Source organism: Caballeronia sp. LZ024 (genome assembly GCF_031451455.1).
Taxonomy (GTDB): Bacteria; Pseudomonadota; Gammaproteobacteria; order Burkholderiales; family Burkholderiaceae; genus Caballeronia; species Caballeronia telluris.
The window spans coordinates 3,154,925-3,170,062 of record NZ_JARUXL010000001.1 but is presented as its reverse complement, the minus strand read 5'-3'; the positions used below and the strand labels follow the sequence as shown (position 1 = coordinate 3,170,062).

Here is a 15,138-nt window from a genome sequence, read left to right as displayed (position 1 = left end):
CCCAGTATTGTAAATGAGCGTTTCTTCTTCAGTTTCCGCGCCCGCCGGGCCCAAGTCGGCTGAGAAGCCGCGCGTCGTGCTCGTCACCGGCGCGGCGAAGCGCATCGGGCGGGGCATCGCGCTCGGTTTTGCGTCGCGCGGCTGGGACGTCGCCGTGCATTTTGGCGAATCCGAGCACGATGCGCACGAAACGGTCGCCGACATCGCCGCGCTCGGCCGCCGGGCGGTCGCGCTGCGGGCGGATCTCGCAATCGAGGCGGAGGTCGCCGCGCTCGTGCCTGCCTGCGTCGAGGCGCTCGGCGGCCTTGCTTGCGTGGTGAACTGCGCGTCGAGTTTCGTCGAAGATAACGCGCAGGATTTCGGCTACGCCAGACTGCTGGAAATGACCGCCGTCAACCTGGCCGCGCCGCTGACGCTGGCGCGCGCGCTGTACGAAACGGTGCCGGAAGCGGCTGTCGAGGACGAAAACCAGCGCGGCGTCGTGATCAACGTGCTCGATCAGAAGCTGTACAACATGAATCCGGATTACCTGTCGTACACGCTCACCAAGGCCGCGCTCGACAACGCGACCGTCGCGCTGGCGCAGGCGCTCGCGCCGAAACTGCGCGTCGTCGGACTCGCGCCCGGCCTCACGATGATCTCCGCCGGCCAGACGCCCGCCACGTTCGAAGCGGCGCACCGCGTGACGCCGCTCGGCCGGGCGTCGCGGGTGGAAGACGTCGCCGAGGCCGCCTGTTATCTCGCGACGGCGCACGGCGTGACGGGCACGACGCTCGTCGTCGATGGCGGGCAGCATCTCGTGCCGAGCCCGCGCGACGTGATGTTCATCATCGGCAACCCGCGCTGAAGACGCACGCAACACCTAACGGAAAACACCATGCTTGCCGCACTTTCGCATCCCCGGCTCGCCGACTGCCGGCGGCTCTTTCTGCGCAATTATGAAGTGCGCATCAACATCGGCGTGCATGACTTCGAAAAGCAGGGCGAACAGCGCGTCGTGATCAATGTCGAATTGTTCGTGCCGCTCGCACTGTCGACGCCTGTCGAGGACAAACTGCGCGAAGTCGTCGATTACGACTTCATGCGCTCGACCATCGCCGAACGCGTGAAGCGCGGCCACATCCATCTGCAGGAAACGCTCTGCGACGACGTCGCCGCCGCGTTGCTGGCGCATCCGCGCGTGCTGGCGGTCGCCGTATCGACGGAAAAGCCCGACGTTTATCCCGACTGCGACGCCGTGGGCGTCGAAGTCTTTCGCATCAAAGAGGAACGAGCATGAACACGCCCGCTCAAGCCGCCTCGCACGCGCACGGAGAGACGCCCGAGCGCGCCGCGCTCACGCGCCGCGAGCAGAAGGAAGCCTACGAGAACAACAAGCTGTTCAAGCGCCTCGCGCGGCAAGTGGGCCAGGCCATCGGCGACTACAACATGATCGAGCAGGGCGACAAGGTAATGGTCTGCCTGTCGGGCGGAAAGGACAGCTACGCCATGCTCGAACTCCTGATGCGCCTGCGCGAGCGCGCACCGATCGACTTCGAGATCGTCGCCGTCAATCTCGACCAGAAGCAGCCGGGTTTTCCGGAGCACGTGCTGCCCGACTATCTGAAGAAGCTCGATATTCCGTTTCATATCGAGAATCAGGACACGTACAGTATCGTCAAGCGGCTCGTGCCCGAGGGCAAGACGACGTGTTCGCTCTGCTCGCGGCTGCGTCGCGGCATCCTGTACCGCGTCGCGGGCGAACTGGGCGCGACGAAGATCGCGCTCGGCCATCATCGCGACGACATCCTGCAGACGCTTTTGCTCAACATGTTCTACGGCGGCAAGCTGAAGGGCATGCCGCCGAAGCTGCAGTCCGACGACGGCAAGAACGTCGTGATCCGGCCGCTCGCCTACGTGAAGGAAACGGATCTTGAGAAATATGCCGACCTGCGCGAATTCCCGATCATTCCGTGCAACCTGTGCGGCAGCCAGCCGAACCTGAAGCGCGCGGAAATGAAAGCGCTGATCCGCGAATGGGACAAGCGGTTTCCGGGGCGCGTCGAGAACATGTTCAACGCGCTCGGCAACGTGGTGCCATCGCATCTGATGGATCACAAACTTTTTCCGTTCGCCGGCCTCCGGGCGACGGGCGAGGCGGATCCGCAAGGCGACATCGCATTCGACGAGGAACCGTGCGCGAGCGAACCGTCAGGCGCGACGAACACCGTTTCAATCGTCCAGTTCGATGATCTTTGACGCACCGCGCAATCCGGTTCCTGCCAAGGCCGCGCGGGCTTCGCGCGTCCTTGGCCGCCGCGATCGCCATGCTATATTGACCGATTCGTTTTCCTCACATTAATTCGACGCGATGAACATAGTCATCCTCGCTGCCGGCATGGGCAAGCGCATGAATTCGGCACTGCCGAAAGTGCTGCACCCGCTGGCCGGCAAACCGCTGCTGTCGCATGTGATCGACACGGCAAGAACGCTCAAGCCGACGCGCCTCGTCGTCGTGGTGGGACATGGCGCCGAGCAGGTCCAGGCGGCCGTCGGCGCGCCGGACGTGCAGTTCGCCGTGCAGGCGCAGCAACTCGGCACGGGCCACGCGGTGCAGCAGGCGCTGCCGCTCGTCGATCCGTCGGTGCCGACGCTCGTGCTCTACGGCGACGTGCCGCTCACGCGGTCGAGCACGCTCGAACGTCTCGTCGATGCCGCGAGCAACGGCCGCTACGGCGTGCTCACGGTCACGCTCGATGACCCGACGGGTTACGGGCGCATCGTGCGCGACGCGGCGGGCGCCGTGCGCAAGATCGTCGAGCAGAAGGACGCCAGCCCCGACGAACGCGAGATCGCCGAGATCAACACCGGCATCGTCGTCACGCCGACGCAACAGCTCGCGACCTGGCTCGCGTCGCTGAAAAACGACAACGCGCAGGGCGAGTTCTATCTGACCGACGTGGTCGAGCGCGCGCTCGAAGCGGGCGTCGAAGTCGTCACCGCGCAGCCGGACGAAGAGTGGGAAACGCTCGGCGTGAACAGCAAGCAGCAGCTCGCCGAACTCGAACGCGTGCACCAACGCAACGTCGCGAACGACTTGCTTGCCGCAGGCGTGACGCTGATGGACCCCGCGCGCCTCGACGTGCGCGGAACGCTCCGGTGCGGCCGCGATGTGTCGATCGACGTGAACTGCGTGTTCGAAGGCGAAGTGACGCTGGCGGACAACGTGACGATCGGCGCGAACTGCGTGATCCGCGATGCGCGGATCGGCGAAGGCACGCGCGTCGATGCGTTCACGCACATCGAAGGCGGCACGACCGGCGCGAACGTCGTACTCGGGCCTTACGCGCGGCTGCGCCCGGGCGCCGTGCTCGGCGACGAGGCGCATATCGGCAACTTCGTCGAAGTGAAGAACGCGGTGCTCGGGCGCGGTTCGAAGGCTAACCACCTCGCGTATGTCGGCGATTCGGATGTCGGCGCGCGCGTGAATATCGGCGCGGGCACGATCACCTGCAATTACGACGGCGCGAACAAGCATCGCACGGTGATCGAAGACGACGTGTTCGTCGGCTCGGATACGCAACTCGTGGCGCCGGTGCGCATCGGCCGCGGCGTGACGATCGCGGCGGGCACGACGGTGTGGAAGGACGTCGCCGAGGGCGAACTCGTGCTGAACGAAAAGACGCAGGTGAGCCGCCAGGGTTACGTGCGGCCGACCAAGAAAAAAGCCTGAACGCGACTACAGCGTCGGCTCGAAACAAACTTTTGAAGGACGAAAACCATGTGTGGAATCGTCGGCGCGGTCGCGCAACGCAACATCGTCTCGGTGCTGGTCGAAGGCCTGCGGCGGCTTGAATATCGTGGTTACGATTCCTGCGGTGTCGCCGTGCTCGCCGGCGGCGAGCCGAAGCGCGCGCGCAGCGTCGCGCGCGTGTCGGACCTCGACGCGCAAGTGCGCGACACGCGTCTCGACGGCGTCACGGGCATCGCCCACACGCGCTGGGCGACGCACGGCGCGCCCGTCACGGACAACGCTCACCCGATCTTTTCGCGCGACGCCGTGGCGCTGGTTCACAACGGCATCATCGAGAACTACGAATCGCTGCGTGAAATGCTGCGTGGCAAGGGCTACGTGTTCGTCTCGCAGACCGATACCGAAGTGATCGCGCACCTGATCCACAGCATGTATCGCGGCGACCTGTTCCAGACCGTGCGCGATGCCGTCAAGCAGTTGCACGGCGCGTATGCGATCGCCGTCGTTCACAAGGATCAGCCGCATACGGTGGTCGGTGCGCGGCAGGGTTCGCCGCTCGTCGTCGGCGTGGGGCAGGGCGAGAACTTCCTGGCATCGGATGCGCTCGCGCTCGCGGGCAGCACCGACCGTTTCGCGTTCCTCGAAGAAGGCGATGTGGTGGAGATCACGCTCGAAGGCGCGAAGATCGTCGATCGCGAGGGCAATCACGTCGAGCGCGAAGTGCGCACGGTTGCGGCTTACGGCGGCGCGGTCGAACTCGGACCGTACCGGCATTTCATGCAGAAGGAAATCTTCGAGCAGCCGCGCGCGATCACCGACACCATTCCGCAAGCGGACCAGTTCGATGCATCGCTCTTCGGCGATCGCGCGAGTGAAGTGTTCGGCGATATCGACAGCCTGCTGATCCTCGCGTGCGGCACGAGCTATTACTCGGGGTTGACGGCGAAGTACTGGCTCGAATCGGTCGCGAAAATTCCGACGCAGGTGGAGATTGCGAGCGAGTACCGGTATCGCGATTCGGTGCCGAATCCGAAGGCGCTGGTCGTGGTGATTTCCCAATCGGGCGAAACCGCCGATACGCTCGCGGCGCTCAAGCATGCGCAGTCGCTCGGACACACGCATACGCTCGCGGTGTGCAATGTCGCGACGAGCGCGATGGTGCGATTGACCGGCATGTCGTTCCTGACGCATGCAGGAACGGAAATCGGCGTGGCATCGACGAAGGCGTTCACGACGCAGCTCGTGGGATTGTTCGTATTGGCCGTGACGCTTGGCAAACTGCGCGGACACGTCGATGCGGGGCAGGAAGCCGCGTATCTCGCGCAATTGCGGCATTTGCCGGCCGCGTTGAACAGCGTGCTGGCGCTGGAACCGCAGATCATCGCGTGGGCCGAGGAGTTCGCCCGCAAGGAAAACGCGCTGTTCCTCGGCCGTGGCTTGCACTATCCGATCGCGCTGGAAGGAGCGCTTAAGCTCAAGGAGATTTCGTATATCCACGCGGAAGCGTATCCGGCCGGTGAGCTGAAGCACGGGCCGCTGGCGCTGGTGACGGAGGCGATGCCTGTCGTGACCGTGGCGCCCAATGACACGCTGCTGGAGAAGCTCAAGTCGAACATGCAGGAAGTCAGGGCGCGTGGCGGTGAACTGTATGTGTTCGCCGATTCGGATACGCGCATCGTCAGCGAAGACGGGATTCACGTGATCCGCATGCCGGAGCATTATGGGTTGCTGTCACCGATCCTGCATGTGGTGCCGTTGCAGTTGCTGGCTTATCACACGGCGTGCGCACGGGGGACCGATGTCGACAAGCCGAGGAATCTGGCGAAGTCGGTGACGGTGGAGTGATGGTGTCAAAGTAAGCGCCTTCGCTCTCGATCGAAGCAGCATCACAAGACGGCCACCATTCGGTGGCCGTTTGCATTGGTGCGTTCCGCCATCGACAGGCCAATGAATCATGTCGAAACGAGTTGCTCGACTCCTGTGCGCCGAATGTGCATAACTTCGAAGCCATCGTAAACGCAGAAAAGTTGTCCCAGCCTCATGTTTGTCATCCCGCATTTCTACGCAAGTCATTCGGTCTGCAACGCGCTGAGCGCAAAGCCGATTCACCTGTTATCCACAGAAAACGGGCGGCCTTGTTAACTGTTACTACGTATACATACAGAAGCAGTAAACACCAGTGAGCAGAACGTGGATACGCGGTGATCTTTCCCGGCGCGCGGATGAAAGCGAAAAGAGCCGCACCGCGTGCCGCTATCGGCTCTCGCCCTCGCCCTTGTCAAAACGCACAAAGAACGGAAGCAACTCGCAATCCTTCTCTTTCCATCGTCGCCCGAAAAGGTACTCAGCGATATGGCGCTTACTTCACTGCTGCGCCGGGTCAAGGCCAAGAGCGATACGCCCGGACGCTTTCCGACAGCAACCACCACGCGTGGAACCACGTCAACGCCTACCAGGTCCGCTTTTTGAGCGTATAGGCGTACAGGCCATACTGTGTATTTGTGAAGGGGTCGAAATAAACGCCTTGCGTGATGCCGTCATCGGTCTCGGTCCACGATTTGCCGTAGTCCTTGCTGGCGAGCGTAATGTCGCGGGGCGCGCCCTGCCCGGTGGCATCCGTCGCATACACAAGAAGTACGCCACGCCGGCCCACGCTGAGTCCATCCAGTGTTAGACGTGCATCGAAGGTATGCGGTTGCTCGACCGTCTGAGCGCGGCGATTTCCCCATGTCGATAGCGCTCCGGTTCGGTGCCCATTGTCACTCAGGTCCTCCCAGTTGCGTGGCGGCCCGAGCCTGGATAGTGCGTAAACCGAATAGGCGTAATCGGGCGGAACCTGCTCGGACTGGAGCGAAACGACGACCTGATCAGGTAGCTTCACGTCCGGCTCGAACGCGTCGCTGTCCCACTTCAACCGGTCGACGATGCTTTCAGGGTGTATGTCCTTCATTTCTTCGGGCACGTAGTAGGCAACACGTAGCGTGCCATCCGGACCAAGGTCGACGGCGTCAAAGGTTTTTCGCGGCGCGTTGTCCTCGGTTGCGTGGAGCGGGCCCTTGATCTCTCTCCATGTGCGCCCGCCATCCGCCGTGCGCCAGACGCGCGGTCCCCATCCAACCGCGTATCCCCGATCAGTATCAAGGAAAAGTAGCTGGCCGATATTCCGGTTCGCCGGCCAGTCGAGTTGCGTCCAGTTCTTGCCGCCATCGCGCGAGCGCCAGAGCTTCGTGATGTGCGGTGCGGGTCCCTTTTGGGAGTCGGCCTGCTTGTAGTCCATCCAGTCCGTGCTGACGTACTGCGTGCTCCAGTCCTTCGAATACCACCAAGACGCATCCTGTCCTGGCTGCTCGAAGTAGCGCGTCAGGCCACCGTCGATTGTGCCGCGAAAAAAGCCAACGGTGCGCCGATTAAGTCGCTCACTGGAATTATTCATCCATGCTTCGCTAGGCTCAGCGTATTCAGAATCCTTTCGCTGGTTGGCGGGCTTGAACGTAATCTCTGGTCCCGCGATCTTAAGACTGATAACCTCATTCCCGTTGATTCGAGAATTGCCGCCCCCATACGGCTTATCGTTCTTCATGAACGTTGTTGAAATGGTCTGCCAGCCTGGTGTTGTCATGCTGTGATACCCGTAAGTTGCGACGGCAGCCAGGAGAAGGCCACCGAAAAAGAATGTCCTGTGCTTGGGCATCCGCATGTCACTTAGCGCTCATCAGGCGGCCGAGCGCCGTGCTTACTGGATCGGCAACATCGGCCTTGGTGGCATCCCACGCATCGCCAATGGTTTTGCGTGCAACCACTTTGCCGCTGTCCCAGACCTGCTCATAGGTGCGCCAGTCGGCCCATTCTTCCAACGCTGGACCGCCCATGATCTTCATCATGTCCGGAAGCTGTAAACCGGCCAGTCCGCCATCAAGATAGGCGAGCGGGTGTGTCTTGAACGCAAAGCTCTTAAACGTATCGCTGTCCAGTTCAAGCTTGTATTGAGGTACCGTCATTTTGAAGCTGCCGTTTCCAGGCTTCATACTGCTCATCTGGATGATGTTTCCCTTCATGTTTTGCTTCAGTCCATCTTCCATGTTTGCCTGTAGATACCACCTCGCGCTGTCGAGCCAATCCTTGCCGGCTTGAGAAAGCGTTGGCTTCAGCTTCGCGCCATAGCTCGAGCAATAAAAATAGCCATAGCTGACGTAATAGCCAGGCGGCTTATGCCCGCAGCCGATGTGCCGCATCATGAAGTTGCTATGCCGGGACCAGTCGGAGGCGGTGCAATCGGGCTGGATTAGCGTCTGCCGCTGGTTCAGCAGACGGGCGGAAACTTCCTTGTCGGTCCACGGGTCCCAGGACGTGGCGAAGGCTTTCACGGTGGCCCAGGCGCTGCCCGCCGTGACCTTCTCGACTGTTTCTGTGTATTCGCACTGCAACGGCCTGTAGTAGTACTCGCAATGTCCGATGATCGAATCCGCAGCAGGTGGCACATGATCGTCACAGGCGGTACGCTCCACGCGGGCGCGTTTCGTGTATGACTTCACCGTCATGTACGATTCCGCGTAACCCACATCCTTGTCTTCATCTGCCATTTTTAGCTGCCCTTCAACTTGATCGAAACACCTTGGGGGACATGACTCTGCGACAGCGACGTTTCGCCGTGCTCGTTGGTTGTACCTTCGGCAATCAGCTTGCCCTCAGAGAACATCTGATAACGCGTATTGGCAACGGGAACGTCGGACCCGGCCCAATGCGCAACGAACGCCTCATCAAACGCCCCAGTAGATTCCGGCAATGGTGGAACTGCGGTTGACAGTCTTTGCGCGCCTTTCTTCTGGATCGTAATGACCTTCAGGAAGAGGTCGAGCGGGCCGCCTACCGTAATGCTGCCGTCCTTCATGTGGATGAACGCGCCGCCCGATTCAAGCGTGAGCTCCTTCTTCGCGACGAGCCGCACCGTGCCGTTGACGCTCGCCATTGTCAGATCCTGGGCGGCAATCAGTGACATGGCATCACTCTGTGCCTGCACTTCGACCGGACCCTTCGCCGCAAAAATCTTGATGCCGGTTTTCTGCGTGAACAGCGATATTTTCTCGCCTGCCGCGACCGTGAAGCGTTTCAGCACGCTCCAGTCGGCGTTCTTCCCGGCCACGGTGGACATGCTGTCCTGCGCCGCGATCTGCACGCCACCACCGGCGACGATGCCCGCCGAGGTGGGCGTGCTCATCAACAGCCCCGGCTTTTTCAGGCCATCCAGATCGTCCTTCATCTGCTGCTGCGCGTCGGTGTCGGCAGGCTCGGCCTTCGCGCTGCTCGCGGACGCCGCCAGCGCCTTCGCCGTCACCAATGCCCTTTCGAGCTGCGCAATGGTCTCCTGCATGTCCAGTTGCTTGCCGCTCGCGCCGGGGCGGTCGTAGGTCGTGACCATCACGCCCTTGCCTGCGCGAAGCACTCCCCAGCCCGATGTTCTTGCCTCGAAGCCTTCGCCCCTGTATTCGAGCTTGCTGTTCACCAGATAGCCGAGATTGAGCTGAGACTTTCCCGAATGCTCCGTACTCAGCTTGATGCCTTCTTGCCCCGCCCAGTCCTCCATGCGCAGCTTGTTGTTCGCCTGCGTGCGGATCACGTTGCGCGAGAGCCATCGACGATCATTCGTCACCAGGTCGCGCGCCTGGCTGTGATGATGGAACCTGACGATTTCGGGCTTGTCCGGATCGCCGTCACGGCAGGTAATCATCGCTTCATCGTTGTCCAGCGCGGGGAAGTGCATCCCGGTTTGCTGCTTGCCCGCGAACGGTTTCGCGAGACGCAGCGGGACGCTTTCGCCGCCGTTGGGCCACGTCTCGAAATCCGAATCGAAGCGAACCGTGTAATGACCGGCTGCGGTGATGTACGCATAGGTGTACTTGTCCGGACTGGTGACGCGTGCGCTCAGTGTGCCGGTCACCTTGGCCCAGTTTTCCGGCTCCAGTTCGAGGCGGAAACGGCGGTCGGCGGGGATCGCCTTGTAGGTGTTCGAATAGGACACATCGCGCGCGCCGCTGTGTGTCACTTCTATGATTAGCTGGCCTTTTGGCGCATCTGGTAAAGCGGTATCCATTTCCAGCACGCGACCCGGCTGCAACGCGAGCACACTGCTCTCGCCTTCATAGACGACTTGCCAGGCAATGGCCGCTTCATGGCGAAGCTGTGCCTCCCACTTCGCGCCGGCCTGGTCCAGGTGATTTGTGCCGTAGATGTACGGCTGACCGTAAGTCGTCGGGTCTTGCGGAGCAACGTTGGACGTGTCGCGAAAACGCTCCCAGGCTTGCCCCGGGTTGTAATCCGCGACCGTGAACGATTGCGGCACGGTCACGGCGTGGGTTTTGATCGCCGTCACGGCTTCGATGCCGTTAGCCTCCAGTCCCGCCGCCTCGCGATATGGCACGATCAGGGGCGGGTCGTAAAGGTAATGATCGATGTCATCGGCAAATACCACCTGATCGCCGTATTTCGTCTCCAGGATGTAGCAGTAGATGCCGGCCTTTTCCATCAGCATGTGGACATAGGCCAGATCGCTCATCTGGTGCTGCATCCGAAACAGGTGTTTGCGATATTGCGCGCGCAGCCGAAACGCCATCTGTTCGGGCCGGAAACCATGACTGCGCAGAATCGCCGCGATGATGTCGGGTGTGCTCGCGTGCTGAAAGATTTTTCTGCGGGTCACGGCCGCCAGTCGAGCGAAGTGCGACTTGAGTACGACTTCGAACTTGACAAAGTCCTTCGTCGTCTGGATTGTGGAAAAGCGCTCAATGAACCCGGAGAATTTTCGGGGCGGCCCATTGTCGGGCACGATGGAAAACGCCGCGTCGCAGTTCAAATAGTCGGCACGGGCAAGCTGCTGCGGATGAGTCAACTCGATGCGCACTTCGGTGGGTGCGCCCATCTTTTCGATCGCCTCGAAGGACACGACGGAGAGCGCCGCCGCGCTACTCGTGCCAGGCACGTCGAGAAAATACGCCTGGCGTCCCGTGACGGCCTTACGCAATAAATCAAACTCGCCCACTTCGTGCTCCCCCTAAAGGCCAACGACGCAGCGTTAGCTGCCAACCTCTTAACTGACCGCGCTAAATATTAAGGTTAGCGAATTAATTGGGGGATGAGCGCGTCTTGACAAATATTGACCAATAGCCGGGGGCTGCCTACCCGATGCTTATGCCTCTCGCCGTGCGGCGGGCGATGCAGGCCTGCTAGTCCGCTTATCACGCGTCGCGCGTTGATCTCGAAAGCGTGCCGCAAAGAACGGATGTGCAAGTCGACCCAACGCGAGCGCAGCGTTCGACCGTCCCTGGCGCATACCGCCCAACCGAAAACGCACTATAGTGACGAGCACGCACGTCATGGAGGGACTCAGCATGAAACTCAATGCATGCCGCACCACGGCAACGATTCTGATCGCCGTCGCGAGCCTGTCGACATCCGTCGCCTACGCCCAACTCGGCGACCTCTTGAAAAACAACGGCGGCACGACGGGTGCCGCCGGCGGCCTGGGCGGTCTCGGCAGCGCGTTGTCCGGCAGTTCGCTCAGCTCGGGAAGCCTCGGCAACGTCACCGGCATCATCGAATACTGCATGAAGAACAATTACCTGAGCGGCAGCGGGGCGTCGTCGGTGAAGGATTCGCTGATGAGCAAGCTGGGCGGCTCGCCGTCATCCGATAGCGGTTACACCGACGGCGCCAAGGGCATCCTGAACAGCGGCAGTGGTCAAAAGGTCGACCTAAGCGCTGGCGGTCTGAAGGAGCAAGTCACGAAGCAGGTCTGCGACAAGATCCTCGAACAAGGCAAGTCGATGTTGTGACCGCCTCTCTCTGGCACGTGCCGCCTCATTCGTTTCGACAACAAATGTTACGCAGTGGGCGGAAGAGTGGGCAAGGCCAGGTTGATCGCGCCGAAGGCGCCGGCGATTTTTACTTGCGGCCGACGAGATACGTCACGCCGTCCGGTCCGTAGCTTTCCGAGTGCGGCGCGTTCGTCGCGAGGTGAAACACGTCGCCCGGCCCGTAGTGCCGTTGAGACTCGCCGGCGCGGATCGTCAAATCGCCCGCGATGATCAGCGCCTTGGCTTCGAACGGATGCGCATGGAGGTCCATCGCCAGGTTCGGTTCGCGCGTGACCGTCACGATTTCCTGGAAGCCTTCGCGCGCGAGTTCGGCGAGGAATTCGTCGCGTGTCATGAGATCAATGGAAATCGGTTTTTACAACTGAAGAGGAGAATCCGCCGGCGTGAAAACGCCTCGCGGATTCTCCCGATTGCAACCTTCACTGGCCGAAGAAAATGTCGCAGCCCGGGCCGCGCACGCACGGCTTCGAGACCATGCCCGCCGCGCTGCGTGTCGACGGCGTGCCGCCGTAGGCGCTGCTGTCGGCAGGCTGGCCGGGCGCGTTCGCGTCCTGCTGCATGCCGGGCTGGGTCATCGACGATTGCCCGGTCGTATCGGCGCCCTGCATCGGCGGCTGCGCGGTGCGGTAGGTTTCCTGGGCGGAGGCGAGACCGCCCACCGCGACGAGCGATGCGACGACCGCCGTCAATACCAAACGTGATTTCATATCGACTCCTTCATCTATTGGCGCTGATCACATGAGACCCGCACGCGACCGATGGCGGGCTCGTTTTCCGTTCGCAAGGCGCGTGCCGCATCGTCGGACGGCGTGGTCATGCAGAGCGGCTGACGTCGGTTCTGCGCCGGTTTTATCCGGCGTGCCGAACTGGTTGGACTGATACGCAAATGACGCAAATACGCAAATACGCAGGTGTCGCTCGGACCCGTTGCCGGTGCGAAGCGCGCGGTGCGCCGGCGATTCGCCGACGATGGGACCCAGAGGTCCGGGACGCGTCCCGAGCGCGCCGGAAGCCGCACTGCATTTTCGTTATAGCGCGCGGATGCGGGAATTGACAGTACATTCTCGCGGCGAGCCGCGTCGGCGCTCGACGCGGTGTCCGGGATGACAGTCCTGCCATATTGCCGCCGACGGCCGGCCATCTTCCGACGCCGGTTGCGGCATGCTCGTGCGCTTCGAACGTCGGCCGTACCGGCACTAGAATGTCGACTGACCGGGCCTTCATGCACGCTCGAAACCAGAAGGAAGACATCATCATGACCGTCACGATCTACCACAACCCTCAGTGCGGCACGTCGCGCAACACGCTCGCGCTGATCCGCAATGCCGGCATCGAGCCGCGGGTCGTCGAATATCTGACTGCACCGCCGGATCGCGCCACGCTTATCGCGTTGATCGCGCGCGCGGGCCTCTCGGTGCGCGACGCGCTGCGCGAGAAAGGCACGCCCTACGCCGAACTCGGCCTCGCCGACTCCACGCTCACCGACGACCAGCTGATCGACGCGATGCTCGCTCATCCGATCCTCATCAACCGGCCGTTCGTCGAGACGCCGCTCGGCGTGCGACTGTGCCGGCCCTCGGAACAGGTGCTGGACATCCTGCCTTCGGCGCAGCAAGGGCCGTTCGCGAAGGAAGACGGCGAAGTCGTCATCGACGACAAAGGGCAGCGCGTGCGCTGAACCCGCGGTAACGATGCGTTACCTTTCTGCCGCTCCTGTTGCACCTGTGTCCGGACTCGCCCTCTAGACTGCGCTCGTGGTCACACAGTGCACTCGGTGCAAGGAGAAGCGATGAACAAGACAATCCTCGGGGCGGTTCTCGGCTTGACGGTGCTGGCGGCGTCGACGGCGGCGTCGGCGCATGTGGATGTGGCGGTCGGCATCGGCGTGCCGGGTTACTATGCGGCGCCGCAGCCGGTGTATGTCGCGCCGCCGCCCGTCGCGGTGGCCTACGGTTACGGCGGCTATGACGACTGGCGCGGCCGTGAGTGGCGCGAACGCCGCGAATGGCACGAGCGCCACTGGCGTCACGAAGCGCATCGCGAGGAGCGCTGGCGCGAACGTCACGGCTGGAACTGAGTCCGGCGGAGCAGGCGGCACACAGACACGGCGGCGGAGCCTGACGGCATCGCCGCCGGTTGCATTGGGCGCGACGTTTGTGACGTGTGCGGATCAAGTTTGCGCCGCGATTGCCGTTATTCCGATGAGCGTGTCTGTACGACGCGCGCGCTGGCCGCGCCGGGCAGCGCCGCTCACACGACGGTCGCAAGCGGCCGAATCCACCGACCTGTCACGATGTTCAGCCCTGTCAGCATCCTCGTCGTCACTGCACTGTCGAGCATCCTCTCGATCCTGGTGCTGATCTCGCTTCTGCCGAACGCGATCGCGGGCGTGCCGCGCTGGATCTGCGCCAACGTGCTTGCGCTCGTCTCGATCGTGCTTTTCGCGATGCAGGGCGGGTTGCCGCCGGTGCTCGGCATCCTGCTGGCTAACCAGTTGCTCGCCGCGACGGTCCTCCTGATCTTCGAAGGCTGCACTCAGTTCTTCGACGCCGCCACGCGGCCGGCGCGCTCGAACGTCGGCTGGATCGCGTGGCTCGCGGTGCTCGCGGGCATCGCGTATTTCACCTACGAGACGCCCGATGTGAACATGCGCGTGGTGATCGTCTCGGCGTTTCATGCGGCCTGCGATCTCGCCATCATGGCGCGCGTGCTGATCGCCCGGCCACGCGAGCGTCCCCGCTACAACTACTTCTTTGCGGCGGGCGCGGCGGGACTCGGCGGCATCGGCCATCTTGTGCGCGGCTCGATCTACGTCGCCGCGCCACCCTCGCAGACGGCGCTGCTGCAGCCCGGCGCGATGCAGATCGCGTTTTTGGCGCTCGGCATCCTCGTCCTGCCGTCGCTGTCGATCGGTCTCGTGATGATGGCGCACGACCGCCTCTCGCAACGTCTGGAGCGTCTCGCCCGTTTCGACGACCTGACCGGCACGCTCTCGCGCAAGGCGTTTCTGCAACTCGCCGCCGCCCGGCTCGCGCGCCCGGCGCAGGACGGCGCGCGCGAATACGTGGCCGTCATCGATATCGATCACTTCAAGAGCGTGAACGACCGCTACGGCCACGCCGCCGGCGACGAAGTGCTGCGCCACTTCTGCGCGCTCGTGACGGCGAGAATCGGCGAGGCGGCGTTCGGCCGGATCGGCGGCGAAGAGTTCTGCCTGATGCGCGCCGCGCGAACTCGCGCGGAATTCGCGGGGCTCGTCGAAATGCTGCGGCAGGCAGTCGAAAGCACGCCGTGCCCGTTGCCGGGCGTGATGCTGCGCTACACATTCAGCGCCGGAATCGCCTGCCGCTCCGACTCGGAGTCGCTCGCGACGCTGCTCGCGCGCGCCGACGCACGGCTCTACGCGGCGAAAGTCGGCGGACGCAACCGCGTCGAATCGGAGGCGGCGAGCGTCGCGGCGTGAAATCGTCGACGAAAGCTTCGCGTTTATATTCGTCCAGTACAAATCCTGCGACGCTGTTAGGATTGGGTCTCGAA

General features: G+C 62.5%; 14 protein-coding genes. 9 read left to right on the top strand and 5 right to left on the bottom strand.

Annotation, left to right across the window (positions count from 1 at the left end; all coding sequences use genetic code 11):
- Nucleotides 1–13: 13 nt before the first annotated feature.
- The 5 genes from QCE48_RS14325 (at nucleotide 14) to glmS (ending at nucleotide 5,578) form a co-directional block, all read left to right on the top strand.
- Nucleotides 14–847 (top strand): SDR family oxidoreductase, encoded by an 834-nt coding sequence (locus QCE48_RS14325; RefSeq protein WP_309787070.1) that lies wholly within the window; start codon nucleotides 14–16, stop codon nucleotides 845–847.
- A 30-nt stretch (nucleotides 848–877) separates the two neighbouring features.
- On the top strand, nucleotides 878–1,279 hold the full coding sequence (locus QCE48_RS14320) for a dihydroneopterin aldolase (protein WP_062631897.1): 402 nt from the start codon (nucleotides 878–880) through the stop codon (nucleotides 1,277–1,279).
- Nucleotides 1,276–2,238 carry a tRNA 2-thiocytidine(32) synthetase TtcA gene (gene ttcA / locus QCE48_RS14315; protein WP_309787072.1) on the top strand — a complete coding sequence of 321 codons (963 nt, stop codon included), beginning with the start codon at nucleotides 1,276–1,278 and terminating at the stop codon, nucleotides 2,236–2,238. Before QCE48_RS14320 ends, ttcA begins: the two co-directional genes overlap by 4 nt.
- 112 nt (nucleotides 2,239–2,350) lie before the next feature.
- Nucleotides 2,351–3,712, top strand: coding sequence for a bifunctional UDP-N-acetylglucosamine diphosphorylase/glucosamine-1-phosphate N-acetyltransferase GlmU (gene glmU, locus QCE48_RS14310; RefSeq protein WP_309787074.1), 1,362 nt, complete (start codon nucleotides 2,351–2,353; stop codon nucleotides 3,710–3,712).
- A gap of 48 nt (nucleotides 3,713–3,760) precedes the next feature.
- Nucleotides 3,761–5,578, top strand: a complete 1,818-nt coding sequence (gene glmS, locus QCE48_RS14305; protein ID WP_309787076.1) for a glutamine--fructose-6-phosphate transaminase (isomerizing) — start codon at nucleotides 3,761–3,763, stop codon at nucleotides 5,576–5,578.
- Between the two features lie 604 nt (nucleotides 5,579–6,182).
- On the opposite strand, the gene QCE48_RS14300 is transcribed toward glmS, so the two are convergent.
- From QCE48_RS14300 to QCE48_RS14290, 3 genes are all read right to left on the bottom strand, one after another.
- On the bottom strand, nucleotides 6,183–7,352 hold the full coding sequence (locus QCE48_RS14300; RefSeq protein WP_309787077.1) for a glycosyl hydrolase: 1,170 nt from the start codon (nucleotides 7,350–7,352) through the stop codon (nucleotides 6,183–6,185).
- 79 nt (nucleotides 7,353–7,431) lie between these two features.
- Nucleotides 7,432–8,313 (bottom strand): hypothetical protein, encoded by an 882-nt coding sequence (locus QCE48_RS14295; RefSeq protein ID WP_309787078.1) that lies wholly within the window; start codon nucleotides 8,311–8,313, stop codon nucleotides 7,432–7,434.
- A 2-nt stretch (nucleotides 8,314–8,315) separates the two neighbouring features.
- On the bottom strand, nucleotides 8,316–10,646 hold the full coding sequence (locus QCE48_RS14290; RefSeq protein ID WP_404983336.1) for a type VI secretion system Vgr family protein: 2,331 nt from the start codon (nucleotides 10,644–10,646) through the stop codon (nucleotides 8,316–8,318).
- Nucleotides 10,647–11,115: 469 nt separating this feature from the next.
- On the opposite strand from QCE48_RS14290, the gene QCE48_RS14285 reads away from it, so the two are divergent.
- A complete protein-coding gene (locus tag QCE48_RS14285; protein WP_309787080.1) occupies nucleotides 11,116–11,559 on the top strand; it encodes a DUF2501 domain-containing protein in 444 nt (147 codons plus the stop codon).
- A 109-nt stretch (nucleotides 11,560–11,668) separates the two neighbouring features.
- Here QCE48_RS14285 and QCE48_RS14280 read toward each other — a convergent pair whose 3' ends face one another.
- Nucleotides 11,669–11,935, bottom strand: a complete 267-nt coding sequence (locus QCE48_RS14280; RefSeq protein ID WP_309787082.1) for a cupin — start codon at nucleotides 11,933–11,935, stop codon at nucleotides 11,669–11,671.
- An 85-nt stretch (nucleotides 11,936–12,020) separates the two neighbouring features.
- The gene (locus tag QCE48_RS14275; protein WP_125469748.1) at nucleotides 12,021–12,308 is read right to left on the bottom strand and encodes a hypothetical protein; all 288 of its coding nucleotides are present in this window, start codon (nucleotides 12,306–12,308) and stop codon (nucleotides 12,021–12,023) included.
- Nucleotides 12,309–12,856: 548 nt separating this feature from the next.
- On the opposite strand from QCE48_RS14275, the gene arsC reads away from it, so the two are divergent.
- From arsC to QCE48_RS14260, 3 genes are all read left to right on the top strand, one after another.
- On the top strand, nucleotides 12,857–13,279 hold the full coding sequence (arsC, locus tag QCE48_RS14270; RefSeq protein WP_309788324.1) for an arsenate reductase (glutaredoxin): 423 nt from the start codon (nucleotides 12,857–12,859) through the stop codon (nucleotides 13,277–13,279).
- Nucleotides 13,280–13,390: 111 nt separating this feature from the next.
- Nucleotides 13,391–13,678 carry a hypothetical protein gene (locus QCE48_RS14265; protein ID WP_309787083.1) on the top strand — a complete coding sequence of 96 codons (288 nt, stop codon included), beginning with the start codon at nucleotides 13,391–13,393 and terminating at the stop codon, nucleotides 13,676–13,678.
- Nucleotides 13,679–13,894: 216 nt separating this feature from the next.
- Nucleotides 13,895–15,064: a GGDEF domain-containing protein gene (locus QCE48_RS14260; RefSeq protein WP_309787084.1), complete on the top strand. Its 1,170-nt coding sequence runs from the start codon at nucleotides 13,895–13,897 to the stop codon at nucleotides 15,062–15,064.
- Nucleotides 15,065–15,138 lie beyond the last annotated feature (74 nt).

Coding starts and splice junctions, on each gene's coding strand:
- arsC (WP_309788324.1), top strand. CDS start 12,857: ATGACCGTCACGATCTACCACAACCCTCAGTGCGGCACGTCGCGCAAC.
- ttcA (WP_309787072.1), top strand. CDS start 1,276: ATGAACACGCCCGCTCAAGCCGCCTCGCACGCGCACGGAGAGACGCCC.
- QCE48_RS14285 (WP_309787080.1), top strand. CDS start 11,116: ATGAAACTCAATGCATGCCGCACCACGGCAACGATTCTGATCGCCGTC.
- QCE48_RS14325 (WP_309787070.1), top strand. CDS start 14: ATGAGCGTTTCTTCTTCAGTTTCCGCGCCCGCCGGGCCCAAGTCGGCT.
- QCE48_RS14300 (WP_309787077.1), bottom strand. CDS start 7,352: ATGACAACACCAGGCTGGCAGACCATTTCAACAACGTTCATGAAGAAC.
- glmU (WP_309787074.1), top strand. CDS start 2,351: ATGAACATAGTCATCCTCGCTGCCGGCATGGGCAAGCGCATGAATTCG.
- QCE48_RS14320 (WP_062631897.1), top strand. CDS start 878: ATGCTTGCCGCACTTTCGCATCCCCGGCTCGCCGACTGCCGGCGGCTC.
- QCE48_RS14260 (WP_309787084.1), top strand. CDS start 13,895: ATGTTCAGCCCTGTCAGCATCCTCGTCGTCACTGCACTGTCGAGCATC.
- QCE48_RS14295 (WP_309787078.1), bottom strand. CDS start 8,313: ATGGCAGATGAAGACAAGGATGTGGGTTACGCGGAATCGTACATGACG.
- glmS (WP_309787076.1), top strand. CDS start 3,761: ATGTGTGGAATCGTCGGCGCGGTCGCGCAACGCAACATCGTCTCGGTG.
- QCE48_RS14280 (WP_309787082.1), bottom strand. CDS start 11,935: ATGACACGCGACGAATTCCTCGCCGAACTCGCGCGCGAAGGCTTCCAG.
- QCE48_RS14265 (WP_309787083.1), top strand. CDS start 13,391: ATGAACAAGACAATCCTCGGGGCGGTTCTCGGCTTGACGGTGCTGGCG.
- QCE48_RS14290 (WP_404983336.1), bottom strand. CDS start 10,646: ATGGGCGCACCCACCGAAGTGCGCATCGAGTTGACTCATCCGCAGCAG.
- QCE48_RS14275 (WP_125469748.1), bottom strand. CDS start 12,308: ATGAAATCACGTTTGGTATTGACGGCGGTCGTCGCATCGCTCGTCGCG.